General features: G+C 75.8%; 22 protein-coding genes and 3 tRNA genes. 7 read left to right on the top strand and 18 right to left on the bottom strand.

Translation table 11 applies throughout. The annotated features are described in order from the left end of the window. Window positions 1–4: 4 nt before the first annotated feature. The 4 genes from ABD160_RS17135 to ABD160_RS17120 are packed head-to-tail and all read right to left on the bottom strand — an operon-like array spanning window position 5 to window position 3,636. Complete coding sequence (locus ABD160_RS17135; RefSeq protein ID WP_344023564.1) at window positions 5–967, bottom strand: NADP-dependent oxidoreductase; 963 nt, start codon at window positions 965–967, stop codon at window positions 5–7. Window positions 968–1,010: 43 nt separating this feature from the next. After that, on the bottom strand, window positions 1,011–1,517 hold the full coding sequence (locus ABD160_RS17130; protein WP_344023562.1) for a LeuD/DmdB family oxidoreductase small subunit: 507 nt from the start codon (window positions 1,515–1,517) through the stop codon (window positions 1,011–1,013). Continuing rightward, window positions 1,514–2,761 carry an aconitase/3-isopropylmalate dehydratase large subunit family protein gene (locus ABD160_RS17125; protein ID WP_344023560.1) on the bottom strand — a complete coding sequence of 416 codons (1,248 nt, stop codon included), beginning with the start codon at window positions 2,759–2,761 and terminating at the stop codon, window positions 1,514–1,516. The genes ABD160_RS17130 and ABD160_RS17125 overlap by 4 nt, the downstream gene beginning before the upstream one ends. Before the next feature lie 26 nt (window positions 2,762–2,787). Further along, the gene (locus ABD160_RS17120; RefSeq protein WP_344023558.1) at window positions 2,788–3,636 is read right to left on the bottom strand and encodes an isocitrate lyase/PEP mutase family protein; all 849 of its coding nucleotides are present in this window, start codon (window positions 3,634–3,636) and stop codon (window positions 2,788–2,790) included. A 139-nt stretch (window positions 3,637–3,775) separates the two neighbouring features. On the opposite strand from ABD160_RS17120, the gene ABD160_RS17115 reads away from it, so the two are divergent. Beyond that, entirely contained in the window at window positions 3,776–4,474 is a 699-nt protein-coding gene (locus tag ABD160_RS17115; protein ID WP_344023556.1) for an IclR family transcriptional regulator, read from the top strand. Window positions 4,475–4,528: 54 nt separating this feature from the next. On the opposite strand, the gene ABD160_RS17110 is transcribed toward ABD160_RS17115, so the two are convergent. From ABD160_RS17110 to orn, 4 genes are all read right to left on the bottom strand, one after another. Further along, window positions 4,529–4,601: transfer RNA gene (locus ABD160_RS17110), tRNA-Lys, on the bottom strand. An 18-nt stretch (window positions 4,602–4,619) separates the two neighbouring features. Further along, window positions 4,620–4,692 (bottom strand) — tRNA-Lys (locus ABD160_RS17105). Window positions 4,693–4,787: 95 nt separating this feature from the next. After that, window positions 4,788–4,860, bottom strand: a tRNA-His gene (locus ABD160_RS17100). A gap of 80 nt (window positions 4,861–4,940) precedes the next feature. Continuing rightward, window positions 4,941–5,582 (bottom strand): oligoribonuclease, encoded by a 642-nt coding sequence (gene orn / locus ABD160_RS17095; RefSeq protein WP_344023554.1) that lies wholly within the window; start codon window positions 5,580–5,582, stop codon window positions 4,941–4,943. Window positions 5,583–5,663: 81 nt separating this feature from the next. On the opposite strand from orn, the gene ABD160_RS17090 reads away from it, so the two are divergent. Then, complete coding sequence (locus tag ABD160_RS17090; protein WP_344023552.1) at window positions 5,664–7,223, top strand: helicase HerA-like domain-containing protein; 1,560 nt, start codon at window positions 5,664–5,666, stop codon at window positions 7,221–7,223. On the opposite strand, the gene ABD160_RS17085 is transcribed toward ABD160_RS17090, so the two are convergent. From ABD160_RS17085 to ABD160_RS17065, 5 genes are all read right to left on the bottom strand, one after another. Next, window positions 7,186–9,201 carry a PH domain-containing protein gene (locus ABD160_RS17085; RefSeq protein WP_344023550.1) on the bottom strand — a complete coding sequence of 672 codons (2,016 nt, stop codon included), beginning with the start codon at window positions 9,199–9,201 and terminating at the stop codon, window positions 7,186–7,188. The two genes, ABD160_RS17090 and ABD160_RS17085, sit on opposite strands and share 38 nt — an antisense overlap. Continuing rightward, entirely contained in the window at window positions 9,198–9,743 is a 546-nt protein-coding gene (locus tag ABD160_RS17080; protein ID WP_344023548.1) for a PH domain-containing protein, read from the bottom strand. Before ABD160_RS17080 ends, ABD160_RS17085 begins: the two co-directional genes overlap by 4 nt. 84 nt (window positions 9,744–9,827) lie before the next feature. Beyond that, a complete protein-coding gene (locus ABD160_RS17075; protein WP_344023546.1) occupies window positions 9,828–11,987 on the bottom strand; it encodes an ArnT family glycosyltransferase in 2,160 nt (719 codons plus the stop codon). After that, window positions 11,984–13,264 carry a bifunctional glycosyltransferase family 2/GtrA family protein gene (locus tag ABD160_RS17070; protein ID WP_344023544.1) on the bottom strand — a complete coding sequence of 427 codons (1,281 nt, stop codon included), beginning with the start codon at window positions 13,262–13,264 and terminating at the stop codon, window positions 11,984–11,986. The genes ABD160_RS17075 and ABD160_RS17070 overlap by 4 nt, the downstream gene beginning before the upstream one ends. An 89-nt stretch (window positions 13,265–13,353) precedes the next feature. Next, window positions 13,354–15,555, bottom strand: coding sequence for a glycosyltransferase family 39 protein (locus ABD160_RS17065; protein WP_425563625.1), 2,202 nt, complete (start codon window positions 15,553–15,555; stop codon window positions 13,354–13,356). Window positions 15,556–15,649: 94 nt separating this feature from the next. Between ABD160_RS17065 and ABD160_RS17060 the strand changes: the two genes are divergently transcribed. Both ABD160_RS17060 and ABD160_RS17055 read left to right on the top strand, forming a co-directional pair. Next, window positions 15,650–16,126: a GNAT family N-acetyltransferase gene (locus tag ABD160_RS17060; protein WP_344023542.1), complete on the top strand. Its 477-nt coding sequence runs from the start codon at window positions 15,650–15,652 to the stop codon at window positions 16,124–16,126. A 37-nt stretch (window positions 16,127–16,163) separates the two neighbouring features. After that, window positions 16,164–16,943: an HAD family hydrolase gene (locus ABD160_RS17055; protein WP_344023540.1), complete on the top strand. Its 780-nt coding sequence runs from the start codon at window positions 16,164–16,166 to the stop codon at window positions 16,941–16,943. Here the strand turns inward: ABD160_RS17055 and ABD160_RS17050 are convergent. Continuing rightward, window positions 16,940–17,851 (bottom strand): ferredoxin family protein, encoded by a 912-nt coding sequence (locus ABD160_RS17050; RefSeq protein WP_344023539.1) that lies wholly within the window; start codon window positions 17,849–17,851, stop codon window positions 16,940–16,942. The genes ABD160_RS17055 and ABD160_RS17050 overlap by 4 nt on opposite strands. Window positions 17,852–17,916: 65 nt before the next feature. Continuing rightward, window positions 17,917–19,575 carry an AMP-binding protein gene (locus ABD160_RS17045; RefSeq protein WP_344023537.1) on the bottom strand — a complete coding sequence of 553 codons (1,659 nt, stop codon included), beginning with the start codon at window positions 19,573–19,575 and terminating at the stop codon, window positions 17,917–17,919. Between the two features lie 164 nt (window positions 19,576–19,739). Between ABD160_RS17045 and ABD160_RS17040 the strand changes: the two genes are divergently transcribed. The 3 genes from ABD160_RS17040 to ABD160_RS17030 all read left to right on the top strand — a co-directional run bounded on the left by ABD160_RS17040 (window position 19,740) and on the right by ABD160_RS17030 (window position 21,624). After that, entirely contained in the window at window positions 19,740–19,940 is a 201-nt protein-coding gene (locus ABD160_RS17040; protein WP_344023535.1) for a hypothetical protein, read from the top strand. Window positions 19,941–19,942: 2 nt separating this feature from the next. After that, the gene (gene speG / locus ABD160_RS17035) at window positions 19,943–20,470 is read left to right on the top strand and encodes a spermidine N1-acetyltransferase (protein WP_344023533.1); all 528 of its coding nucleotides are present in this window, start codon (window positions 19,943–19,945) and stop codon (window positions 20,468–20,470) included. Window positions 20,471–20,853: 383 nt separating this feature from the next. Continuing rightward, window positions 20,854–21,624 carry a MerR family transcriptional regulator gene (locus ABD160_RS17030; RefSeq protein ID WP_344023531.1) on the top strand — a complete coding sequence of 257 codons (771 nt, stop codon included), beginning with the start codon at window positions 20,854–20,856 and terminating at the stop codon, window positions 21,622–21,624. Here the strand turns inward: ABD160_RS17030 and ABD160_RS17025 are convergent. From ABD160_RS17025 to ABD160_RS17015, 3 genes are all read right to left on the bottom strand, one after another. After that, a complete protein-coding gene (locus ABD160_RS17025; RefSeq protein ID WP_344023723.1) occupies window positions 21,607–23,136 on the bottom strand; it encodes a sensor histidine kinase in 1,530 nt (509 codons plus the stop codon). The genes ABD160_RS17030 and ABD160_RS17025 overlap by 18 nt on opposite strands. A 20-nt stretch (window positions 23,137–23,156) precedes the next feature. Continuing rightward, window positions 23,157–23,903 (bottom strand): response regulator transcription factor, encoded by a 747-nt coding sequence (locus ABD160_RS17020; RefSeq protein WP_344023529.1) that lies wholly within the window; start codon window positions 23,901–23,903, stop codon window positions 23,157–23,159. Between the two features lie 154 nt (window positions 23,904–24,057). Continuing rightward, window positions 24,058–24,819, bottom strand: a complete 762-nt coding sequence (locus ABD160_RS17015; RefSeq protein ID WP_344023526.1) for a siderophore-interacting protein — start codon at window positions 24,817–24,819, stop codon at window positions 24,058–24,060. Window positions 24,820–24,853 lie beyond the last annotated feature (34 nt).

Raw genomic sequence — 24,853 nt, 5'->3', positions numbered from 1 at the left:
CGGCTCAGCGCACGGTGAGCACGATCTTCCCGCGCACCTGCCGGTCGCCGAGCAGCGCGAGTGCCCGGCCGGCGTCCGCCAGCGGCCAGGTGTCGTGGACCAGGATCCGCAGGTCGCCGGCCGCGACCGCGCCGGCCAGCGCGGCCAGCCGCGGCCCGTCCGGCAGGACCAGCACCAGCCGCGCGCTCCGCCGGTCGCCGATCCGGCCGGTGACCGCGGTGGCCGCCCACTCGGCGACCGCCCGCGTACCCGGGACCGTGGTGAGGTAGCGGCCCCCGGGCGCCAGCAGGGAGCGCACCGACCGCAGGCTGCCGGTGCCGACGGTGTCGAGCAGGACGTCCTGCGGGGCGCCCAACGCGTCGGCGAGCCGCTGCGACCGGTGGTCGATCACCGCGTCGGCGCCGAGCCGGACCGCGAGCTCGGCCTTGTCCGGGCCGCACACCGCGGTGACCGTGGCGCCCGCCCGGTGGGCGAGCTGGACGGCGAGATGCCCCACCCCGCCGGTGGCCCCGAGCACCGTCACCCGTCCCGGGGCGATCGTGTCGCCCCGGGCGAGGGCCTGCCAGGCGGTCAGCCCGACCACCGGGAGGGCGGCCGCCTCGACGTGCCCGAGCGCGGCCGGCTTGCGGGCGACGGCGGACTCGTGCACCGCGACGTACTCGGCGAAGCCGCCCATCCCGCCCAGCGTCGTCTGCATGGCGAGCACCTCGTCGCCCGGCGCGAACCGGGTGACCCGCCGCCCCCGGTCCACCACGACGCCCGAGACGTCGCTGCCCAGGATCGTCGGCAGCCGGCCGGACAGCCCGCGGAAGGCGTACCGGCCCTCGCCGAGCTGCCGGTCCCGGGGGTTCACCCCGGCCGCGTGCACCTCGATCAGGACCTGCCGGGCCGTCGGGACGGGGACCGGCCGCTCGCCGTACAGCACCTCCAGGGGGGTGCCGATCCGCTCGACGTGGACGGCCTTCACCGGGCGGCCCGGTCCGGTGCCGTGCGCGGGACCACGACCGGGCTCACGACTCGTCCTCGCCGGCCAGGTAGCCGGCGGCGACGAGCCGGGGGAGCAGCCCGCCGGCGTCGAGGATCTCCAGCATGGTCGGCGGCACGGGGGCGAAGGTGACCTCGGTGTCGCCGGTGCGCAGCACGCCGGCCGCCAGGTCGACGCTGATCACGTCGCCCTCGGTGACGAGCGCCCGGACCCCGGGGACCGCCACCGCGGGCAGGCCGTGGTTGATCGCGTTGCGGTGGAACAGCGAGTTGAAGTCCTCCGCGACGAGCGCGGCGATCCCGAGATGGCGCAGCAGCGCCGCGACCTGCCTGCTCGAGCCGATGCCGAGGTTGCGGCCCGCCACCAGGATGTCGCCCGGCCGGACCTGCTCCGACCAGCCGGGCCGCAGGTCGTAGAGCACGTGCGTGGCGGCCTCGGCGACCGGCAGACGCATGGCGAAGCCGGGGTACAGCGCGTCGGTGTCGACGCTGTCCCCGATCACCCAGGTGCGGCCGGTGATGGTGTGGCTCATGCGAGCACCGTCCTCGGGTCGGTGATCCGCCCGGTCACCGCGGAGGTGGCGACGGTGGCGGTGGATGCCATGTAGATCTCGGCGTCCGGGCTGCCCATCCGGCCGCGGAAATTGCGGGTGCTGGCGGTCAGGCACACCTCGCCCGCCCCGAGCACCCCCATGTGGTAGCCGAAGCAGGCCCCGCAGGTGGAGTTCGTGACGACGGCGCCGGCGTCGGCGATGGCCTGTACGTAGCCGAGCCGGACGGCGTCCCGGTACACCTGCTGCGACGCGGGCGTGACGATCAGCCGGACCTGCCGCGCGACCTGCCGCCCGTCCAGGATCTCCGCGGCGATCCGCAGGTCGTCGAGCTGGCCGTTGGCGCAGGACCCGATGAAGCACTGGTGCACGGCGCGGTCCTCGACGTCCGGGACGGGCACCGCGTTCGCGCTGACCCGGCCGGGCCGCGCGACGTACGGGTGCAGCGCGCCCAGGTCGATCTCGCGGGTGTCGACGTACGCCGCGTCCGGGTCCGGATGGGCGGGGGTGAAGTCCGGATCGGCCCCGTGCTCGCGCAGGTGGGCCGCGCAGCGCTCGTCGAACTCGAACACGCTGAAGTCCGCGGACACCTCGGCGCCCTGGGTGGCGATGGTCCGGCGGTCGTTCATCGGCAGCGACGCCAGCCCCGGCCCGCCGAACTCCAGCGTGTGGTTCGTGGCGTCGCCCCAGGTCCCGGCGAGGTGCAGGAACACGTCCTTGCCGGTGATCCCGGCGGGGAGCGCACCGGTGAGCTCGTACCGGATCGTCGGCGCGACGCCGTACCAGGTCTCGCCGGTGCACAGGATCGACACGATCTCGACCGGGCCCAGCCCGCGGGCGGCGTTGTTGTAGGCGCCGCCCGCGCAGGTGTGCGAGTCGGTGCAGGTCAGGACCTGGCCGGGCAGGGCGAGCGCGTTCTCCGCGATCACCTGGTGGCAGATGCCGTGCCGGCCGACGTCGTAGAACCGGTCGATCCCGAAGCGGGCGGCGAACCGGCGCGCGAGCACCCCGGCGTCCGCGTCGACGACGCTGGGCGCGGGCACCGCGTGGTCCAGGACGATCGCGGTCCGGTCGGCGTCGGCGATCGTCAGCGGATCCGGCCAGCGGGTGAACATGAGGTCGATCAGGACGTTCATGTCGACCCGTGCGACGACGGTGTCCCCGGCCTGCACGGCGGGTCTGCCCGAGGCCCGGGCCAGGATCTTCTCGACCATGGTCATGCCCATGGGGTCTCCTCCGGTGGTGGGGTGGGTCAGCGGTAGCGGTCGCCGAGCGCGGACCAGTCGTCGAACCCGACGGCCCGGAAGAGCCCGAGCGGGCCCGGGGCCGGTTGCGGGTCGGTCCCGCCGAGGCCGGCGAGCGCGGCGGACATGGCGGCGACGACGGGTTCGAGCAGCGCGCCGGGATGGATCGTCATCCGGAACCCGAGCCGCTCCAGGTCCGCGTCCGGGATGTCCGGCGTATGCCCGGACGGCACGACGTTGAACAGCAGCGGAGCGTCGACCTCGGCGGCGATCCGCTCGATCTCGGCCCGCGACCGTGGCGCCTCGACGAAGATCAGGTCGGCACCCTCGGCGGCGTAGCGGCGGGCGCGGTCGATCGCGACGTCCAGGCCGAGCGGTCCGCGGGCGTCGGTCCGGGCGACGACGACGGTGTCGTGTTCCCGGGCGTCCAGCGCGGCGGCCAGCTTGCGGGTGAACTCGTCGGCGCCGATCACCGCCTTGTCGGTGAGGTGCCCGCAACGCTTCGGGAAGTCCTGGTCCTCGAGCTGGATCGCGGCGACGCCGGCCCGCTCGTAGGCCCGGACCGTGCGGACGACGTGCATCGGGTTGCCGTAGCCGGTGTCCGCGTCCGCCACGACCGGCAGTCCGCTCGCCTCGACGACGAGCGCGGCCCGGTCGGCCATCTCGGTGGCGGTGACGAGCCCGATGTCGGGCAGGCCGTACCCGGCGGCCGCGGCCCCGGCGCCGGTCAGGTAGACGGCGCGGAACCCGGCCCGGCGCGCGAGGTGGGCGCCCAGCCCGTCGTAGACGCCGGGGGCCCGGACCATGCCCGGTCCGGACAGCAGGGCGCGCAGCGCGGCGGGAGCGGCGGTCGTCATCGGGTGCACCTCACGGGGTGCAGAGTATGCAAGTGAGTGCACATTGTGAAGGTGAAAGCCGGAATCAGCGTGTAGGTTGCACACTGTGAATCCGGGTGAGGCTGGTCCGATCCGTGGTGCGGAGACCGCGCGCCGCACGGTGCGCCTGCTCCAGGCGCTGTCCGCGCGGCAGCCGATCCTGCTCGAGGAGCTGTGCGAGGTCGTCGGGCTCAATCGGAGCACCACGTACCGGCTGGTGCGGGTGTTGCAGGAGGAGAACTTCGTGGAGCGGCTCCCGCGTGGCGGCGGTTACCGGCTGGGGTCGGCGGTGACCGCGCTGGCGAGCCGGGCGCCGCTGCCGGTGGACCTGCTCGCCGAGGCCCGGCCGGCTCTCGCCGAGCTGGCCGAGGTCACCGGGGAGACCGTGTGCCTGCACCGCCGGGTCGACGACCGGGCGGTGCTCTGCCTCGGCGTGGAGAGCGAGCGGCACGTGCTGCGGCACGTGATCCGGATCGGGGACGCGCACCCCCTGGTCCGGGGTGCGGCGGGCACGTCGATCCTGGCTCATCTGGGCGACGCGCCGGAGATCCTCGACCGCGCCGGGCCGGCCGTCGCACAGCGCGGTGAGCTGGAGGAGCTGCTGCGCCGGGTCGTCGAGCGCGGGTACGCGACGTCGCGGGGGGAGAACCACCCCGGTCTCTACGGCGTCGCCGCCCCGGTCCTGCCGCCCGGCGGCGGTGAGCCGGAGCTGGCCGTGAGCGTGTCCGGTCCGGAGCAGCGCTGGGGCGACGAGGACGCCCGGCGGCACGCGGACGCCCTGCGCGCCTGCTGCGCGCGGATCTCCTATGTCGTGACCTGACCGGCCGGGGAAGCAGTCAGGCCGGACCGGTTGCCCGGTCCGGCCTGAATAATGTGCGCCGTCAGGGACTCGAACCCCGAACCCGCTGGTTAAGAGCCAGCTGCTCTGCCAATTGAGCTAACGGCGCATGTGGAATTGTCGTGCGTGCGCCGTCAGGGACTCGAACCCCGAACCCGCTGGTTAAGAGCCAGCTGCTCTGCCAATTGAGCTAACGGCGCGTATTCATTTTGGGTGTGTCCGCCGGACCCGGGCGACTGCGACCCCGGAAAGCTAGCAGCAGACATTCCGGGGTCGATCGCCAGGTCGGCAACCGGGTGAGTGACGGGACTTGAACCCGCGGCCCCCTGGACCACAACCAGGTGCTCTACCAGCTGAGCTACACCCACCATGCGGACTCTCCCGGCCGTGGCCGGAAGCGCTCATACAGCATAGCCCCCGGGCCGGGACCGGCCGCGCGGGGGTTCGTTCAGGCCTGCGCACCGCCCCCGGCCTGCGGATCAGCCCCGCCGGCGACGTCGGCGACGGACGCCGCGGCGGCCTGCGCCTGCTCGGTGGTCGGGCCGGGCGGGGCGACGAACAGCGCCTTGCGGTAGTACGCCAGCTCCCGGATCGACTCCTGGATGTCGGCGAGGGCGCGGTGTGCCAGGCCCTTCTCCGGCTTCGCGTAGAACACCCGCGGGAACCAGCGCCGGGCCAGCTCCTTCACCGAGCTGACGTCGATCATCCGGTAGTGCAGGTAGCCGTCGAGCTCGGGCATGTCGCGGGCCAGGAACCCGCGGTCGGTCGCGATCGAGTTGCCGGCCAGCGGCGCGCTGCGGGCGTCCGGGACGTGCGCCCGGATGTAGTCGAGCACCCGCTGCTCGGCCTCCTCCAGGGTCACCGTCGCCCGGCGGACCTCCTCGGTCAGCCCGGAGCGGGCGTGCATGTCGCGCACCACGTCCGGCATCCCGGCGAGCTTCTCCTCGTCGCAGCTGATCACGACGTCGACGCCGTCGCCCAGCACGTTCAGGTCGCCGTCGGTGACCAGCGCAGCGATCTCGATGAGCGCGTCCTTGCCGAGATCGAGCCCGGTCATCTCGCAGTCGATCCACACCAGCCGGTCCGTCATCGGTGCAGACTATGTGACTTCCGTTCGGGTGGCGCGCGCCTCGCGGTGCGCGTCCGCGTGAGTGCCCTACGCTGCGGGTCCGTGACCTCCGACACCCCAGCCAGCCCCGACTCCCCGGCCCGGACGGTGGCCGCCGGCTACGCCACCGAGGGCGCCGCGCTCGAACTCGGCACGGTGCTGGTGGACGGCGTCTGTGATCCGGAGGCCCGGGTCCGCATCCCGCTGGCGACGCTGAACCGGCACGGCCTGGTCGCCGGCGCGACCGGCACCGGCAAGACCAAGACGCTGCAGGCGCTCGCCGGCCAGCTCTCCGATCACGGCGTGCCGGTGCTGCTGGCCGACGTCAAGGGTGACCTGTCCGGGATGGCCCGCCCCGGCGAGCCGAACGACAAGGTCGAGGCCCGGTCCCGGGACACCGGCGACGACTGGACGCCGACCGCCTACCCGGTGCAGTTCCTGTCGCTCGGCGACGGCGGGATCGCGGTGCCGGTACGGGCGACGATCACCGACTTCGGACCGATCCTGCTGTCCAAGGTGCTCGGGCTCAACGCCACCCAGGAGTCCACCCTGGGGCTGATCTTCCACTGGGCCGACCAGCGCGGACTGCCGCTGCTGGACACCAAGGACCTGCGGGCGGTGATCACGCACCTCACCTCGGACGAGGGCAAGGCCGAGCTGAAGGGGATCGGCGGGGTGTCGGCGGCCACCGCCGGGGTGATCCTGCGCGCGCTGGTGAACCTGGAGGCGCAGGGCGGCGACACGTTCTTCGGGGAGCCCGAGTTCGATCCGGCCGACCTGATGCGCGTGCTGGACGGCAAGGGCGTCGTGACCCTGCTGCAGCTCGCCGAGCGCGCCGCCCAGCCGGTGCTGTTCTCGACGTTCCTGATGTGGCTGCTCGCCGAGCTGTACGAGGAGCTGCCCGAGGCGGGCGACCTGGACAAGCCGAAGCTGGTCTTCTTCTTCGACGAGGCGCACCTGCTGTTCGCCGATGCGTCGAAGGCGTTCCTGGAGCGCATCGAGCAGACCGTGAAGCTGATCCGGTCCAAGGGCGTCGGGGTGTTCTTCTGCACGCAGCTGCCCACCGACATCCCGAACGACGTGCTGTCCCAGCTGGGCGCGCGGGTGCAGCACGCGCTGCGCGCGTTCACCCCGGACGACCAGAAGGCGCTCACCCGGACCGTCAGGACCTACCCCCGGTCCGACGTCTACGACCTCGAGTCGGCGCTGACCTCGCTGGGCACCGGCGAGGCGATCGTCACGGTGCTGTCCGAACGCGGCGCGCCGACCCCGGTCGCCTGGACCCGGCTGCGGGCTCCGCGGTCGCTGATGTCCGCGATCGGCGACGACGCGGTGCGCGAGTCCGCCGCCGGGTCGCCGCTGCAGCCCAAGTACGGCGAGGCGATCGACCGGGACTCCGCCTACGAGCAGCTGACCCAGCGGATCGCGGCCGGGCCGGGGGAGACCGCGACACCGGTCGGCGCGCCGCCGGCGGACGCGGCCCCGCCGCCCCCGCCGGAGCCGTCCGGCGGGTTCCTGTCGAAGATCGGTGACTTCCTGTCGTCGCCGACCGGGCGGCAGATCACGAACACGGTGACCCGGGAGATCACCCGGAGCCTGTTCGGGACCCGCCGCCGGCGCTGACCGCCTGCTCCGCGGTGCGGAAGCCGGCGACGGCGTCCGGGGTGATCTCCGCCATCAGCGCGACGGCGTCGGCCGGGGCCAGGTCGAGCATCAGCACCGATCCGGGACCGGCCGCCGTCGTCGCCTCCAGGGTGAGCACGCCGGCCCGGCGCTGGAACCGGCTCTGCCGGATCCGCCAGCCGATCACGCCGTCGCGGCGCAGCGCCGACGTCGTCCGGACCAGCGAGCCGTGCCGGGCGACCAGATAGCGCGCGTCGAGCCGGTGCCCGAGCGCCCGGTAGCGGTCCAGCCCGAGCGGCACCGCGGCGAGCAGCAGCAGCACCGCGACGACCACCGGCCACAGCGGACCGCCCAGGTAGGCGACGACGCCCGCGGCGACCGGCAGCGCCAGCGCGGGGACGGTCGCGCGGACCAGCCGGCGGGTGCGCGCCGTGCCGGGATGCGCCCGCAGCGGCCCGGAGGTGATCGTGGGTTCCGCGCGGGCCGCGGTCGCCGCGACCCCGTGTGCGCGGTCCCGGCGGACGGGTGGGCCGATCGCCCCGCCGCCGGTCTCCTCGCCGCCCGCCCCGGCCAGCCCGACCGTGAGCACACCGGCCTGGGCGCCGCGCCCGATCGCCCGGACCAGCAGCGGCTCGGTCACCGTGACCCCGCGCAGCCGCTGCTCGGACACCGACAGCGAGCGCCGGGTGAGCAGCCCGCGGCGGACCCGCAGGGTGCCCTCCGGCTCCCGGGTCAGCCGGAAGCCCCACCAGCGTTCGACGAACAGCACGATCGAGCCGGCGACCATCACCGACAGCAGCACCGCCACGCCCAGCAGCGCCGACAGCCAGATCGGCGCGGTGGTCAGCTCACCGGTGACGGCGTCGGCGCCGGGCAGCGTGCGCGGGTCGATGTTCGCCTCCCGCAGCAGGTTCCAGCCGGCCCCGGCGAGCGCACCGATGGCGGCCAGCGAGCTGACGGTCAGCGGGGCGTAGCGCAGCGACGACCAGTCGATCCGGTCGATCTCCTCGGCCGGTTCGGCGTCCGGTCCGGTGCCGGGCGCCGTCCCCGGCCCGGTGTCCGGATCGGACCGGGTGAGCAGCTCGCGGCGCAGGCGTTCGGCCTCACCGGTGCTGACGGCGTCCAGATCGAGACCGGAGTCCGATCCGGCGCTCTGCCCGGAGCCGACCTTGACCACGCTCAGCCCGGCCAGCCGGTGCAGCAGCGGAGCGGTGAGATCGACGGTCCGGATCCGGTCCCGCGGGACCGAGCGGCGCTGCCGGTTCAGCAGCCCGCTGTGCAGCTCCACCCGCTCCGGGGTGATCCGGTAGCGGGTGGTCCGCCAGCGGATCACCCCGGCCCCGACGGCGAGCAGCGCGATCCCGGCGGCGATCCACAGCTGGGTGGCGCTGCCCCGCCCGGCGCCGAAGATCAGCAGCGCGATCACCGCCGGGGCGAGCTTGACCAGGGCGGTCGCCGGGGCGACGAGCAGCATCATCGCGGGCAGCCGACGCCAGCCGTCGTCCTGGGCGGGGGGTGCGGCGGGCGGTCCGGCCGGGGTCGGGTAGCGCGCCCAGGGCGGCGGGATGCCGGCGGTCTCGCGGTGCGCGGCCGCCGCGCCCGGGCGGCCCGGGGGCAGCCCGTGCACGACGGGTGCGCCCGGGCGCGGGTAGGCCGGTGCGGACGCCGGCCCGGGCGGGGTGCCCGGGCCGGGCACGGCGGGTGCCGGGTGGGGCCGGTTGCCCGGGTCCGGGATGGCAGGTGCCGGGCCGGGCCGGGTACCCGGGTCGGGCGTGGCGGGTCCCGGGTGGGGTCGGCCGCCGTCGTCCGGGGTGGCGGCTGCCGGGCCGGGCCGGGTGCCCGGGTCGGGCGTGGCGGGTCCCGGGTGGGGTCGGCCGCCGTCGTCCGGGGTGGCGGCTGCCGGGCCGGGCCGGCCGTCGTCGTCCCACGGGACGGCCGGCCCCGGCACGGCCGGGCCCCGGTGCTCGCGGTCGCTCACGTCGCGTCCCCGGGGTGGCGGCCGGTCGTCTCGGTCAGCCGCCGGGCCAGCTCACGGGCCTCGTCGGCGTCCAGCCCGGCGATCCGGACGGGCCCGCGGGCGGACGCCGTCGTCACCGTCACCGTCGCCACCCGCAGCGCCTGCTGCAGCGGGCCGTGCTCGGTGTCGACGGTCTGCACCCGGGGGATGGGCGCGATCCGCCACTCCCGGACCAGCCAGCCGGACCGGTGGTAGACGGCCTCGTCGGTGACCTCCCAGCGGTGCAGCCGGTAGCGCAGGGTCGGCACCACCAGCGTCCCGGCGAGCAGCCACAGCACGGTCAGCGTGATCGTCGCGATCAGCAGCCCGTGCCACGGCGCCGCGGGCAGCAGCGACCAGGCGACGCCCTGCCCGACCAGCAGCACGACCGGCGTCGGCACCGCACGCAGCCGCCACCACCAGATCGCGCGCGGACTCACCCGGTTCGCGGGCGGGCGCAGTGGCAGCGGGAGCGCGCCGGCGTCGGCGGCGTCGCCGGTCGTGAGTGGGCCGGTGGCGGTCATGCCCCCACTCTGCCGAACGCGGGCGGGGAGGGCATGTGGCCGCGCCGTCGGTCACGGTGCCGTGTCCGAAAGAGGGGTGGGTGCTCATCGGACGGGAGCGCTCAGGTCGTAGACGACGCTGTCGCCGACCGTCGTCGCGGCGTAGTGCTCGGCGACCCATGCGGCGATCGCGGCGCCGGTGCCGCGCTCGCCGCCGGACCCGCCGCCGTCGCCACCGTCGACGAACCAGCGGATCTCGCCGTGCTCGACGTACTGCTGGAACTGCTCGAGGGTGGGGTACTCGTCGCTGCCGGACCAGCCGCCGATCGCCAGCACCGCGGTGTCGCCGCCGGCGGCGAGCATCATCGACGCGGCCCGCTGCGAGCCGATCGTCGCGGCCGCCCAGCGGGCGTCGCCCGCGGTGCGCAGCAGCTCGGTGAGCTCCGCGCCGGTCGCGGTCTCCCCGGGGCCCGCGCCCCGAGTGCCGCCGTCCGGTCCGCTGCCGCTGCCGCTGCCGCTGCCGCTGCTGTCCGGTCCGCTGCCGCCCTGCCCGCTGCCGTCCGGTCCGGCGGCTGCGCCCTGCCCGCTGCCGTCCGGTCCGGTGCCGCTGCCGCTGCCGCCCGGCATCCCGCCGCTGCCGCCCGGCATCCCGCCGCTGCCGCCCGGCATCCCGCCGGTGCCGTCCGGCAACCCGCCGTCACCGCGCATCCCGTCATCGCGCGTCCCGTCACCGCGCGTCCCGTCACCGCGCATCCCGCCACCGCCCGGCATCCCACCGGGCCCGCCGCCCGCACCGGCCACCTCGGGCCCGGCCGACGGCGTCGAACCGGTGTGCGTGGTCGCGGCGGTCTGCACCGCGTAGGCGGCCGGCGCGGCGACCCCGGCGAGTACCGCGACGCCGAGCACCACCGCGAGCACCCGGCCCGGCCGGACCAGGCGGGACGGGAGCAGCAGCGCCGCGGCGGCGAGCAGCCCGGCGACCAGCACCACCCACCGCAACCAGGGCAGGAACTCCGGGGACCAGCCGAGCATCACGAACGCCCACACCGCGGTGACGGCGGTCGCGGCCGCGAGCACGGCGCGCGACCACCGCGGGGCACCCGGCCCGAGCAGCGTCCGCCCGCCGATCGCGACCAGCGCCGCGATCCCGGGTGCCAGCGCCACCGCGTAGTACGGGTGCACGATCCCGCCCATGAGGCTGAACACCAGCACGGTGACCAGCGTCCAACCGCCCCACAGCAGCAGCGACGCCCGGACCGGGTCGGTGCGGGGCGCCCGCCCGCGTGCCACCAGCGCGGCGACGAGCAGCAGCAGCGCCGCCGGCAGCAGCCAGGACACCTGCGTGCCGAACGCCGCCCCGAACATCCGCAGCAGGCCCGGCTCCCCGCCGAACGACCCGCCCCCGCCGCCACCCGGGCCGCCGCCCGCGCCACCGACGATCCGGCTCAGGCCGTTGTAACCGAACGCCAGGCCGAGCGGGGTGTTGTCGCCCGACCCGCCGATCCACGGGCGCGCGTCCACCGGCCACAGCGCGACCGTCAGCAGCCACCAGCCGGCACCGGCGACGATCCCGGCCGCGCCGGCCGCCAGCTGCCACGATCTGCGCCACCACCCGCCCGGCGCCGCCCACAGGTAGGCCAGGGCCAGTCCGGGCAGCACCAGGAACGCCTGCAACGACTTGGTCAGGAAGGCGAACCCGATCACCAGCCCGGCGGCCACGATCCAGCGGGTGCGGCCGTCGTCGACACCCCGGACGACCAGGTACGCCGCGGCCACCAGCAGCAGCGTGAGCAGCGCGTCCGGATTGTCGAAGCGGAACATCAGGGCGGCGACCGGGGTGAGCGCCAACAGCGCCCCGGCGAGCAACCCGGCGCCGTGCCCGGACACCCGGCGGACCGCCGCGTACAGCAGCCCCACCGCGGCGACCCCCATCAGCGCCTGTGGCACCAGCAGTGACCACGGGCCGAAGCCGAACAGCCGGGCCGCGATCTCCATCGGCCACAGCGACGCGGGCGGCTTGTCGACGGTGATCCCGTTCGACGGGTCGAGCGAGCCGAACAGGAACGCCGTCCAGTCGTTCGCCCCGGCCTGCACCGCGGCGGCGTAGAACGAGTTCGCGTAGCCGGACGCGCCCAGGTTCCACAGGTACAGCAGACCGGTGCCGACGAGCAGGGCGATCAGCGCGAACGGTTCGCGGCGCCGCCGGCGCGGCGGGGGCTCCGGATCGGCGGCGGTCGCGGGATCGCGGTCGAGGGTGGTCGTCATCGGAGCGCAGCCTCCGTCGGGGCGGTGGTGCTCGCCGGGCGGAACACCCACGAGCGGAACAGGACGAAGCGCAGCACCGTCGCCACCAGGTTCGCGGCGACGATCACCGCGGCCTCGGCGGCGAGCTGTGCGCCCGGGGCCAGCACGCCCAGCAGGGCGAGCGCACCGGTGGTCAGCGCGAGGCCGAGGCCGAACACGATCAGCCCCTGGAACTGGTGGACGGCCAGCCGGTCGCGGCCGCGTACGCCGAAGGTGAACCGGCGGTTCGCGGCGGTGTTCAGGACGGCGCAGAGCAGCAGCGCGACGACATTCGCCGCGATCGGCCCGAGCACGCCGCGCAGCGCGAGGAACAGCGCCACGTTCGCCACCGTCGAGACGACGCCGACCGCGGCGAACCGGGCCAGCTGCACCGGCAGGCCACGCGGCACGCCCGGGACCCGCGCCGGTTCGGCCCGGCCGGGGCGGGTGCCGATCTCCGCGAGCGGCAGCGCCCCGGTGGCCAGCGCCCGCCCGAGCCGCCAGACGCCCTTGAGGTCCTCGATCGCGGTCGGCACGATGTCCACCCGCGAGTCCGGGTCGTCCACCCAGTCCACCGGGACCTCGTGGATGCGCAGGCCCGCCCGCTCGGCCAGCACCAGCAGCTCGGTGTCGAAGAACCAGCCGGTGTCCTCGACCAGCGGCAGCAGCCGGCGCGCGACGTCGGACCGGATCGCCTTGAACCCGCACTGGGCGTCGGAGAACCGGATGGCGAGCGCACCGCGCAGGATCAGGTTGTAGCCGCGCGAGACGATCTCCCGCTTCAGGCCGCGGACGACCCGGGAGCCGCGGCCGAGCCGGGTGCCGATCGCCAGGTCCGAGTGCCCGGACACCAGCGGCGCGACCAGCGGGAGGAGGGCGTCGAGATCGGTGGACAGGTCGACGTCGCAGTAGGCGAGCACGTCGGCGTCCGAGGTGGACCAGACCGCCTGCAGCGCGCGGCCGCGTCCCTTGTGCTCCAGCCGGACCGCGCGGACCTCGGGGATCTCGGCGGCCAGCCGGCGCGCGATCACCGGGGTGGCGTCGGTGCTGGCGTTGTCGGCGATGGTGATCCGGAAGGTGTAGGGGAACCCGGCCGTCAGGAAGGCGTGCAGCCGGCGGACCGACGGCTCCAGGTCGGTCTCCTCGTCGAACACCGGCACCACGATGTCCAGCACCGGCCGGGCGACCGGTGCGTCGACGGCGAGTGGACGCTCGCCCGGCGGGCGGATGCCGGTCGGACCGGCCAGGACAGGTGTCATGACCGGAACGCTCGTCGCCTGCGCTGTCGCGGCCGTGTGGCCGGGCTGTGCCCCGGCTGTGCGTGCCGTGCGGCCGGGTGCGACGTCGGTCACGACGCATCCCCGGACAGGTCGTACAGGGTGACGCCGTCGACCGTGCGGGCCGGGAAGGTCGCCTCCACCCAGGCGGCGATCTCGGCGGCGGCGTCGCTGCCACCCGACGCGGAACCGGTCCGGCCGGCGCCGCCGACGAACCAGTGCACCCGGCCCTCGGCGACCATCGACCGGAACTGGTCGAGCGTGGGGTAGGGATCGGTGCCGTTGAACCCGCCCAGCGCGAGGACCGGGCGGCCGGACGCCAGCTGGTACCCCGCGGCCTGGTTGGAGCTGACCGCGGCGGCCGCCCAGGTGTAGGAGTCGGCGTTGTCCTGGAGCAGGGCGGTGACCCGGGCGGACGGGGTGGGGGCGCTCAGGATGCCGCCCGGGCCGCCGATCCGGTGGCTGCTGCCGGACGGGGCGGCGGGCCCAGCGGACGCGGGGCCGGCCGTGGCGCCGGGGCCGGTGCCGCCGCCGCTGCCGCCGCTGCCGCCGCTGCCGCCGCTGCCGCCGCCGGGGCTGGTGCCGGTACCGCCCGGCCCGCCGGTCCCGGCGGTGCCACCGGTCCCGCCGGTCCCGCCGCCGCCGGAGCTGGTGCCGGTCCCGGCGGTCCCGCCGGTCCCGGTCCCGCCGCTGCCGGAACTGGAGCCGGTACCACCCGGCCCGGCGGTACCGGACCGGCCGAACCCGCCGGCCCCACCCGGACCGCCGGCCCCACCCGGCCCGCCCATCCCGAGCCCACCCCGCCCGACCGGTCCGCTGCCGTACCCCTCCGGCCCGGACGTCGGGATCGCCCCGCTGTGCGCCGTCGCCGCCGTCGCGACCGACCAGGCCGCGGTCCCGGCCAGTCCGGCGAGCACGGCCAGCGCGACCACCCCGGCGGCGAGCACCCGGGGCATCCGGTGCACCCCGGTCAGCGCGGCGGCCGCGAGCAGCCCGCCGAGCACGATCGTCCAGCGCAGCCAGGGCAGCCAGCCCGTCGCGTCGGTGAGCAGAGCAGCGGACCAGAACGCGGTCACCGCGACCGTCGCCGCGAGCAGCACCCGCGACGACGCCGCGGCCCGGTCCCGCCACAGCACGGTGGCGCCGATCCCGACCAGCGCGGCGACGGCCGGGGCGAGCGCGACGGTGTAGTAGCCGTGCACGATCCCGGCCATGAAGCTGAAGGTCAGGCCGGTGACCAGCAGCCAGCCGCCCCACAGCAGCGTGGCGGCGCGCAGCGGATCGGTGCGCGGCGCCCGCCGGGTCCGCCACAGCAGCACCCCGAGCAGCAGCAGCGCCGCGGGCAGCAGCCAGGACGCCTCGCCGCCCATCTCCGAGCCGAACAGCCGCAGGATCCCGGTCTCGCCCCAGCCGCCGTTCCCGCCGACCGAGCCGACCTCGTCGCCGGTCAGCCGGCCCAGCCCGTTGTAGCCGAACACCAGCTCCAGCACGCTGTTGGTCTGCGAGCCGCCGATGTACGGGCGGTCCGCGGCCGGCCACAGCTCGACGACCGCGACCCACCAGCCCGCCGACACCAGCAGCGCGGCGCCGGCCGCGAGCAGCGCCCGGATCCGCGGCCACCACGCCACCGGCGCCGCCAGCAGCCACACCAGGGTGAACGCCGGCAGCACCAGGAACGCCTGCAGCATCTTGACCAGGAAGCCGTACCCGACGAGCGCCCCGGCCAGCACCAGCCAGCGGGTGCGGCCCTGCTCGACGGCCCGGGTGAGCGCGTACGCGGCCCCGGTCAGGACCAGCACCAGCGCGGCGTCCGGGTTGTCGAAGCGGAACATCAGCACCGCGACCGGGGTGAGCGCGAGGACCGCGCCGGCGAGCAGCCCGGCGCCGGGCCCGGCGACCCGGCGGACGGTCGCGTACAGCAGCGCGACCGAGCCGACGCCCATCAATGCCTGCGGGACCAGGATGCTCCAGCTGCTCAGGCCGAACAGCCGCACCGACAGCCCCATGATCCACAGGGCGCCGGGCGCCTTGTCCACGGTGATGCCGCCCGCCGCGTCCGAGGCGCCGAAGAACCACGCCGACCAGCTCTGCGCACCGGCCTGCGCCGCGGCGGCGTAGAACGCGTTCGCCCAGCCGGACCGGGACAGGCCCCACAGGTACAGCAGCGCCGTCCCGGCGAGCAGGACGGCGAGCGGCAGGTGCCGGAGCCGGTGCGACGGGCTGGGGGAGTGGGCTGGGATGTCCGGACGGACCCGGTCCAGGGTGCTGGTCACGTGCACCGACGCTCGTCGGGCCGGCTGTGCCGCAGCGGTGGCCGACCTGTGCACCGGCTGTGTGTCGGCCGGCGGCACGGAGGAGGATGCCCCGATGACCGGGCCCGACCTGCCGACCGTGCGGCTGCTGCTGCGCCCGTGGACGCCGGAGACCGCGGCCGCCGTCGTCGCCGGGGCCCGGCGCGACGGCTGGGCCGCCGACTTCCCCGCGGACGGCGACCGGGTCGTCGCCCGGCTGCTCGCGGACGAGCCGGACGGCCCCGGCTGGGGCCGCTACGGGCACCGGCTGCTGGTGGAACGGGCCAGCGGGCTCGTCGTCGGCGGGGCGGGCCTGTTCCCGGACGGCGACGGCGGGCTGGAGGTCGGCTACGGCGTCGTCGCGTCCCGGCGCGGCCGCGGCTACGCCGTGGAGGCGGCCCGGGCGCTGGTCGAGCTGGCCAGGGCCGGCGGGGTGCGGCGGATCGTGGCCGGCGTCGAGCCCGGCAACGACGCCTCGGTCCGGGTCCTGGAACGACTCGGCATGCAGCACACCGGCACCGTCGACGGCGTCGACCGGTACGCCCTGCCGTGAACCCGGCCCGCCCGCGCACGACGACTAGGGTCGGGACGTGCACCGCCCCCGACTCGTCGCCCTGGACATCGACGGCACGATCGTCGACGGCCGGAACCCGCCGAGCCCGGCCGTGCACGCGGCGATCGCCGCGGCCGCCGAGCACGCCGAGGTGATGCTCTGCACCGGCCGCACGGTGATCGGCGCCGCCGTCGCGCTCGACCAGATCGGGCTCACCGGCGGCGTCACGCTGACCTCGAACGGCGCCGTCGAGATGGACACCGCGTCCCGCGAGGTGCTCTCGGTCGCCCGGTTCGACGTCACCGCCGCCCTGGGCCGGCTGCGCGAGCTGTTCCCGGACGCGGTGTTCGCCGCCGAGCACGTCGGCGTCGGCCAGCGGGTCAGCGGCCCGTTCCCGGACGGCCTGCTGGCCGGCACCGTCACCGAGGTCGGGCACGACGGGCTGCTGCTCGAACCGACCCCGAAGCTGATCGCCTACTGGCCGGGGCGCACCCCCGCCGAGACCGCGGCCCGGGCCGCCGCGCTCGACGTCGACGGCACCACCATGACCCTCGACCACGAGCTGCCCTGGGTGACGCTGGTCCCGGCCGGGGTGTCCAAGGCGTCCGGCCTGGCCAGGGTCGCCGCCCGGCTGGGCATCGACCGGTCCGAGGTGCTCGCCGTCGGCGACGGCGACAACGACCGCGAGATGCTGCGCTGGGCCGGGCACGGGATCGCGATGGGGCAGGCGCCCGCCGAGGTGCTGGCCGACGCCGACGCGACCACCGGACCGGTCACCGACGACGGCCTGGCCGCCGCGCTGCGCCGGTTCTTCTAGCCGCGCAGGGCGACCGGCGCGGCCGCGACCAGCGGCGTCGTCGGTTCCAGGGCGGCACCGCAGGACGGCGGCCGCGGCGGCAGGCTGCTGTCGCTGCGCACGTCCACCGACCACCGGCGGCCGTCACGGGCCCGGACGACGACCGGACCGGGACCGTCCACCGGCTGCACGAGCAGCGCGCCGGCGTCGCCGATCCCGGTGTGCTCGCGGACCGCCAGCTCGGCGACCTGCGCGACCGGGTCCAGCCCGGCGTGCCCGCGGCAGGACCACGGATCGACGTTGCCGCCGCCCGCCGCCTTGAGCGCGGACAGCGCGCTGCCGGTGTCCAGCCTGCCGTAGGCGTAGCCGGTGGGCAGCACCAGCGCGGTCGGCGCGAACCGGTGCCCGCCCAGGTGCGTGCACTCCCAGACGTCGGCGTCCTCGGCGGCCACCTCCGCGGCCAGCGCCCGCCCGTGCACGGCGCAGCACACGTCGCGCCTGCCGTGCGCGCAGACCAGCATCACCGGATCGGTGACCGGCTCCCCGGCATCGGGCTCGAACGTGATGCCGGCCAGGTCGTCGGTGCTGCAGACGGTGCGGCGGGTCACCCGGGACGCGCCCGGCGCGAGATCGGCGACGTAGACGGTGCGCGCCCCGTCGCAGTCCCGGCCGGCCCGGCCGGTGCGCCGGATCAGCAGCAGCACGACGCCGTCGCCGCGCAACCGGTGGAACAGCTCGGTGACATCGGGATCGGGATGGCCGGCGACCGTGCGCGGCCAGGCACCCACGTGCTCCACGGCGACCAGCCGGCGCGCCGCCGGTGCGGTACCGGCGAGCGGTTCGCCTGCCGCGCCGCTCAGGGCCGCGCAACCGGTGCCCGGGCGGCCAGGAGCGGGCGCAGAACCGCGCTGCGCGTCCGTCACCGTCATCGGGACAGTGTAGGGAAGGGCAGCCTAAGTTCAAGTCGGGGCAGGCTGCGCCACCCGGTCGGGGGTCACCCCCGCCCGGGCAGCTCCGCCCGCAGGACCTTGCCGGTCTGGTTGCGCGGCAACTCCTCCAGGAAGTGCACGTCCCGCGGGACGGCGAACTTCGCCAGGTCGGAGCGGACCTTCTCGCGGATCGTGTCGGCCGTCACGTCCCCGCCGGGGTCGCGCACCACCCAGGCGGCCAGCCGCTGGCCGTACTCGTCGTCGTCGACGCCGAGCACGCACGCCTCGCGGACGCCCGGCATGCCGGACACCAGGTCCTCCACCGGCCCGGGGTGCACGTTCTCCCCGCCGGAGACGATCATGTCGTCGGCCCGGCCGGTCAGGAACAGCCTGCCCTGCTCGTCGAGGTGCCCGACGTCGCCGGTGCCGAGCAGTCCGTCGCGCTCCTCCAGGCCCGCCTCGCCGCCGGTGTAGCCGTCGAAGGGCAGGTCGTTGCCCACGAACACCCGGCCCTCGACGCCCGGCCCGGCGGGCTCGTCGTGCTCGTCCAGGATCACCAGCGTGGTCCCGGCCGGGGCGCGGCCCGCGGTGCCGGGCGCGTCGCGCAGGTCCTCCGGCCCGGCGATCGAGACCCAGGAGACCTCGGTGGAGCCGTACAGGTTGTAGAGGCAGTCGCCGAACCGGTCCATGAACGCCGTCGCCTGCCCGCCCGGCAGCGCCGAACCGGAGACGGCGACGATCCGCGGGGCGTGCGCCGAACCCCAGCCGTCGGCCCCCGACTCGAGCACCCGCTGCAGCATCACCGGCACCGCGAACACCGTGGTGCAGCGGCGCTGCGCCACCGCGCCGAGGAAGCCCTCCGGGGTGAACCGTCGCCGCAGCACGACCGTCGCACCGTGCAGTGCGGCCAGCAGCAGGCCGGCGTTGCCCCAGGTGTGGAACAGCGGCGCGGCGATGTGCACCGGCTCCGCCGCGCGCAGCGGGATCGCCGAGAGGATCGACGCCGCCGGGGCGAGGGTGGACGGGTGCGGCCGCTTGGCGCCCTTCGGGGTGCCGGTGGTGCCCGAGGTCAGCACGATCTGCTTCGACGGCTCCGGCCGGAACGGCAGCTCGCCCGGCCCGCTGCGGGCGATCATCGAGCCGAGATCGTCCAGCGCCCGGTCGCCCGCCGGCCGCGGACCGTCCGGTGTGGAGGTCAGCACCACCCGCGGCCCGGCCGGGACGACGTCGAGGAAGTCCTCGTCGGTGACGACCGTGTGCAGCCCCTGCTGCTCCTGCACGCCGCGCAGCTGCTCGGCGGACAGTCCGGTGTTGACCAGGACCACGTCGGCGCCCACCTTGCCGGCGGCGATCATCGCCTCGATCGGGGCGCGGGCGTTGCGGCACAGCACGCCGACCGGCGCACCGGGCCCCGCACCGGAGTCGAGCAGGGCCAGCGCCAGCCGGTCGGTGCGCTCCTCCAGCTCGGCGTAGGTGGTGACGCCGTCGTCGTCGACGACCGCCAGCCGGTACGGGTGCCGGGCGGCGCCGACCGCGAAGGCCGCGGTGATGCTGTGGCCGTAGCGCACCAGCGCCCGGCCCATGCCGAACAGCCGGCCGGGCCCGACCGGGCGGACCACGCCGGACCGGGCCAGCGCGACACCCGCCCGCGCCGTGCCGCTGCCCAGCTCGTAGGCGGTGCGGGCGGTGCCGGTCAGGTTCCGGATCAGCGGGGAGGCGGCCATGAGCCGCAGTCTCGCAGGCACATCCGGGTGGTCGCCGGACCCGTTGCGGTGATCTGTGTCAGAGCTCACTGGGCATGTCCGTCATGTTTCGTAGGGTGAATACGAAGTATCTGTCGGTGACCCACCGGTCGCCGCCCTCCCACCACACACCGTCGGGGATCCTGATGCGTCTGTACCTGCCTGCCCGCACGTCCGCCACCGGCGCGACCCTCGTCCGGGCCGGTCGTCCGGCCAAGGCCATGCCCGGTTTCGGCGGGATCGCCGGTGTCTGCCGGTGCGGCGAGGCCCGGCCCGCCGACGCCCGCACCCTGCCCTGGCGGGACTGTCCGTCCTGCACCCCGCAGCGGGTGCGCGCGGGCCGCTGAGCATGCCGGGCGACGCCGGTCCGGAGATGCGGCTGCGCGCCCTCGAGCGCGACGACCTCCCGTTCGTGCACGGCCTGTCGAACGACTCCGGGATCATGTCCTACTGGTTCGAGGAGCCCTACGAGGCGCTCGTCGAGCTGCAGCAGATCTACGACCGGCACGTGCACGACAACCGGGAGCGCCGGTTCGTCGTCGACTGCGCCGGTGAGCGGGCCGGGCTGGTGGAGCTCGTGGAGATCGACTACATCCACCGCAACGCCGAGTTCCAGATCATCGTGCATCCCGGCTTCCAGGGCCGCGGGCTGGCCGCCCGGGCGACCGCCGCCGCCCTCGACTACGCCTTCGGCGTGCTGAACCTGCACAAGATCTACCTGGTCGTCGACGTCGAGAACCCCCGGGCGGTGCGGGTCTACGAGAAGACCGGGTTCACCGTGGAGGGGACGCTGCGCGAGGAGTACTTCGCCGGCGGGCGCTACCGGGACGCCCACCGGATGGCGATCCTGCAGCGCGAGCACCTCGGCCGGAGCTGAACCGGACCCCCGGGGGTCCGGACCGGCCGGCGGGGAGGGGGGCCCGCCGCCCGGCCCGGGGGGCGCCTGCCGCGGGCATGCGGCCGGCGTCCGGCGGGTCACCGCCACCCGGGGCGCCGCGGGCCGGGAACCGGCCCGCCGGGGCGGCCGCAGCCGCGTCCACCCGCGTGACGAAGACACCGCCGAACCCTACTCGCCGGTGGTGTCGCCATGTCAACGTATGCCTCGGAGGAGCCTGTGAGCTGCAGAGATCATGACCGTGCCGGTTCGGTGCCGATGTCGCCGTCGGTGTCCGGCCCGGCGTGTCACCGTTGACCGACGACGGCCGGTCCCGGTTCGCGACGGGAGGCCGGACCGGGCGTCCGCGAGTAGGCTCCCCGGCGATGTCCGGATCGTCGTCCACGGGGGACGTGTACCCGATCGACCGGCTCGCGGCGCAGGCCGGGATGACCGTGCGCAACGTGCGCGCGCACCTGTCCCGCGGCCTCGTCCCGCCGGGCGAGATGCGCGGGCGCACCGCCTGGTACGGCCCCGAGCACCTGGCCCGCCTCGAGCTGATCTCCGGCCTGCAGCGGCGCGGGTTCTCGCTCGCCGCGATCGGCGTCCTGATCAACCAGACGCCCTCGGGCAGCGCCGAGGACGCGCTGCGGCTTTACCGCGGGATGCTCGCGCCCTGGCAGCCCGAGGAGCCGGTCGAGATCGACGAGGACGACTTCGAGCGCTGGGCCGGCACCGAGCTGCCCGCGGCGGCGACCGCCCGGCTCACCGGGTCCGGGCTGGTGGAACGCCCCCGGCCGGGCCGGCTGCGGATCCTCAACCCGTCGATGGTGCGGGCCGGTGCGCACGCCGTCGCGCTCGGGCTGTCGCCGGACGCCGTCGTCGAGGTCGGGGTGCAGCTGCAGGAACGCACCCGGGAGATCGCCGAGGTGTTCGTCGGGTTGTTCCGCGACGAGGTGTGGCGCCGGCACGTCGAGGCCGGGCTGCCGCGCAGCGGCGTCGCCGACCTGCGGACCGCGGTGGAGGCGCTGCAGCCGGTGGCGACCCAGTCGCTGCTCGGCGCGTTCCGGCAGACCATGCAGGAGGCCATGGACGACTTCATCCGGAAGCTGTCCGAGGACCTCGCACCCGCCGACCGGTCATCCGCCGACCGGTAGCTCCACCCCGAACGTGGTCCGGCCGGGCTCGCTGTGCACCGACACCGTGCCGCCGTGCGCGGCCACCACCGCGGACACGATCGCCAGGCCGAGGCCGGTGCCCGCGGTGCCGTTCCCGGCCCGGCTGCGGCCCTCGTCGCCGCGGACGAACCGCTCGAACACCCGCGGTGCCACCTCCGGCGGGATGCCCGGGCCGTCGTCGGTCACCTGCAGCCGCACCCGGTCCGGGGCGGGCCGGTCCAGCTCCACCGTCACCGACGTGCCGGGCGGGGTGTGCGTGCGCGCGTTCGCCAGCAGGTTGGTCACCACCTGGGCCAGCCGGTGCTCGTCGCCGGTCACCGTCACCGGCTCGTCCGGCAGCCGGGGCGACCACCGGTGCTCCGGGCCGGCGACGTGCGCGTCCCCGACGCCGTCGAGCACCAGCCGGGTCAGGTCCACCTCGGTGCGCTCCAGCGGGCGGCCCGAGTCCAGCCGGGCGAGCAGCAGCAGGTCCTCGACCAGCGCGCTCATCCGCTCCGCCTGCGAGGAGATCCGGACCAGCGCGTGCGCGGTGCCCGGCGGCACCGGATCGGGCTCCCGGCGGGACAGCTCGGCGTAGCCGCGGATCGCGGCCAGCGGGGTGCGCAGCTCGTGGCTGGCGTCGGCGACGAACCGGCGCAACCGGGTCTCCGACTCCTGCCGCGCCGCGAGGGCGCCCTCGACGTTGTCCAGCATGTGGTTCAGCGCGGTGCCGACCTGGCCGACCTCGGTCCGCGGATCCGGGTCGGGCACCCGCGCCACCAGGTGCACCTCGCCGCGGTCCAGCGGCAGCGCACCGACCCCGGCCGCGACCCCGGCGACCCGCTCCAGCGGCCGGAGCTCGCGGCGCACCAGCACCGCCGCCCCCAGCCCGGCCAGCAGCACCGCGGCACCGAGCACGACGACCTCGGTGACGAGCAGCCGGCTCACCGTCTCGGCCGCCCGGTCCGGCTGCGCGACCAGGTAGGTGGTCGTGCCGTCGGTGAAGGCGATCGAGCGGAACGGGCCCGAGGAGAGCGTGACGTCGTGCGGGGCGGCGTCGGCCGGGGTGGCCTGCAGCGCGGCGAGATCGTCCGCCGGCACCGTCGTGCTGCCGCCGCGGCGGGCCTGCTCGGCGCGCACGACCTGGTCGTCGCGGAACACCGCGCCCACCGAGTCCGGGCCCTGCCCGGGGCCGAGCAGGAAGCCGTCGTCCGGCCCGGTGCCGGTGCCGGTGTCAGGGCCCGTGCCGGTGTCGGGGCCGGGGCCGTCCGGTGCGGTGCGGTACCCGTCGACGCCCTCCGGCCGCGGGTCGGCGCCCGCGCCGGGCGGCCGGCCGGTCTGCCGGGCGACGAACCCGTCCAGCGCGACCACCAGCTCCCGGTTCTGCCGGGACGACAGGTAGTGCTCCAGCGAGACCGTCGTCGCGATCCCGATCGCCACGCAGGCCAGCGTGAACACCAGCAACACGGTGATCACCAGCCGGGCCCGCAGCGAGCGGACCCGGCCCGACATCCGGGTCACCACCACGTCGGTCAGCCCGCCGCCGGCCGCAACACGTACCCGGCGCCGCGCACCGTGTGGATCATCGGCTGGTACCCGGCGTCGATCTTCTTGCGCAGGTAGGAGACGTAGAGCTCGACCACGTTGGACTGGCCGCCGAAGTCGTAGTTCCACACCCGGTCGAGGATCTGCGCCTTCGACAGCACCCGGCGCGGGTTGCGCATCAGGTACCGCAGCAGCTCGAACTCGGTGGCGGTCAGGTCGATCCGGCGGTCACCGCGGCGCACCTCGTGCGCGTCCTCGTCGAGCACCAGGTCGCCGACGACCAGCTCGGAGGAGCGCTGTGCGGCCGCCATCCCGGCCCGGCGCAGCAGCCCGCGCAGCCGGGCGACCAGTTCCTCCAGCGAGAACGGCTTGGTCACGTAGTCGTCGCCGCCCGCGGTCAGCCCGGTGATCCGGTCCTCCACGGCATCCCGGGCGGTCAGGAACAGCACCGGCACCTCGGGGGTGTCGGCGCGCACCCGGCGCAGCACCTCGACGCCGTCGATGTCGGGCAGCATCACGTCGAGCACGATCGCGTCCGGCCGGAACTCGCGCGCCAGCCGCACCGCGGTGCTGCCGTCGCCCGCGGTGCGGACCTCCCAGCCCTCGTAGCGCAGCGCCATCGACAGCAGGTCCGACAGGGTCGCCTCGTCGTCCACCACCAGCACCCGGATCGGGCTGCCGTCGGCGCGGACGAGCGCGCCGTCGCGCGGGGCCCGGGTGGTCACGTCGGTCATGCTAGGAGCACATCGCAGGAACCTGTGGACCGGCTGTGCGCGGGCTGTCCGGCGGCTGCGACTCCCGCGGCCCCGCACCCCGGCTCCGGTGCCGCACCGGGTACGGCCGGTGCGACGGCGCACCCGGGGTGCGGGGCCGCGCCGGAGACCGGTGTCAGCGCGCGCGCCAGTAGCCGGTCGCGTAGACCGCGCGACGGTCGAATCCGCGGTCGGTGAGCAGGTGCCCGCGCAGCTCCTTCACCGCGGCGGACTCGCCGGACAGCCACGCCTGCCCGCGCCCGTCCGGCAGGGTGACCGCGCGGACCGCGTCGACCAGCGGCGTGCCGGCCGGCGCGTCGCCCCGGTGCACCCAGACGATCCGGGCGCCGCCCGGGAGCTGCTGCTCCTCGCCCGCGTCGGCGACCTCCAGCACGGCCTGCACCGGGACCGCCGGATGGTCCGCGGCGAGGGTCTCCAGCACGGTGGCGACGGCGGGCAGCGCGGACTCGTCGCCGATGACGAGATGGTGCTCGGCGTGCGGGTCGGGCTCCCAGCGCCCGCCCGGCTCGGACACCCCGACCCACGCCCCGGGTGCGGCCGCGACTGCCCACGCCGCGGCCGGACCGTGCCCGGCGTGCACCACGAAGTCGACGTCCAGCTCGCCGTGCCCGCCGGCGTCGGGGGCGAACCGGCGCACCGTGTAGGTGCGGATCGCGGGCCGCGCCTCGCCGGCCGGCCACACCGGGCCGCCGGTGCTCGCCCGGGGCACCGCGGGCCGCTCCTGCCCCTCGACCGGGAAGAACATCTTGATCCGGCGGTCCGGGCCGTGCCCGGGGAACCCGGCCAGCTCCTCGCCGGTGAGGGTGACCCGGATCATCGCCGGCGTGATCCGCTCGGTGCGGGCGACCTGCAGCAGGCGGGGGGCGGTCGTGCTCATGACGGTCCAGTCTCCCGGACCGCGCACCGCGGCC

Source organism: Pseudonocardia kongjuensis, from assembly GCF_039526905.1.
Taxonomy (GTDB): Bacteria; Actinomycetota; Actinomycetes; order Mycobacteriales; family Pseudonocardiaceae; genus Pseudonocardia; species Pseudonocardia kongjuensis.
The sequence above is the reverse complement of the archived record's forward strand: the minus strand, read 5'-3'. Positions and strand labels throughout refer to the sequence as shown.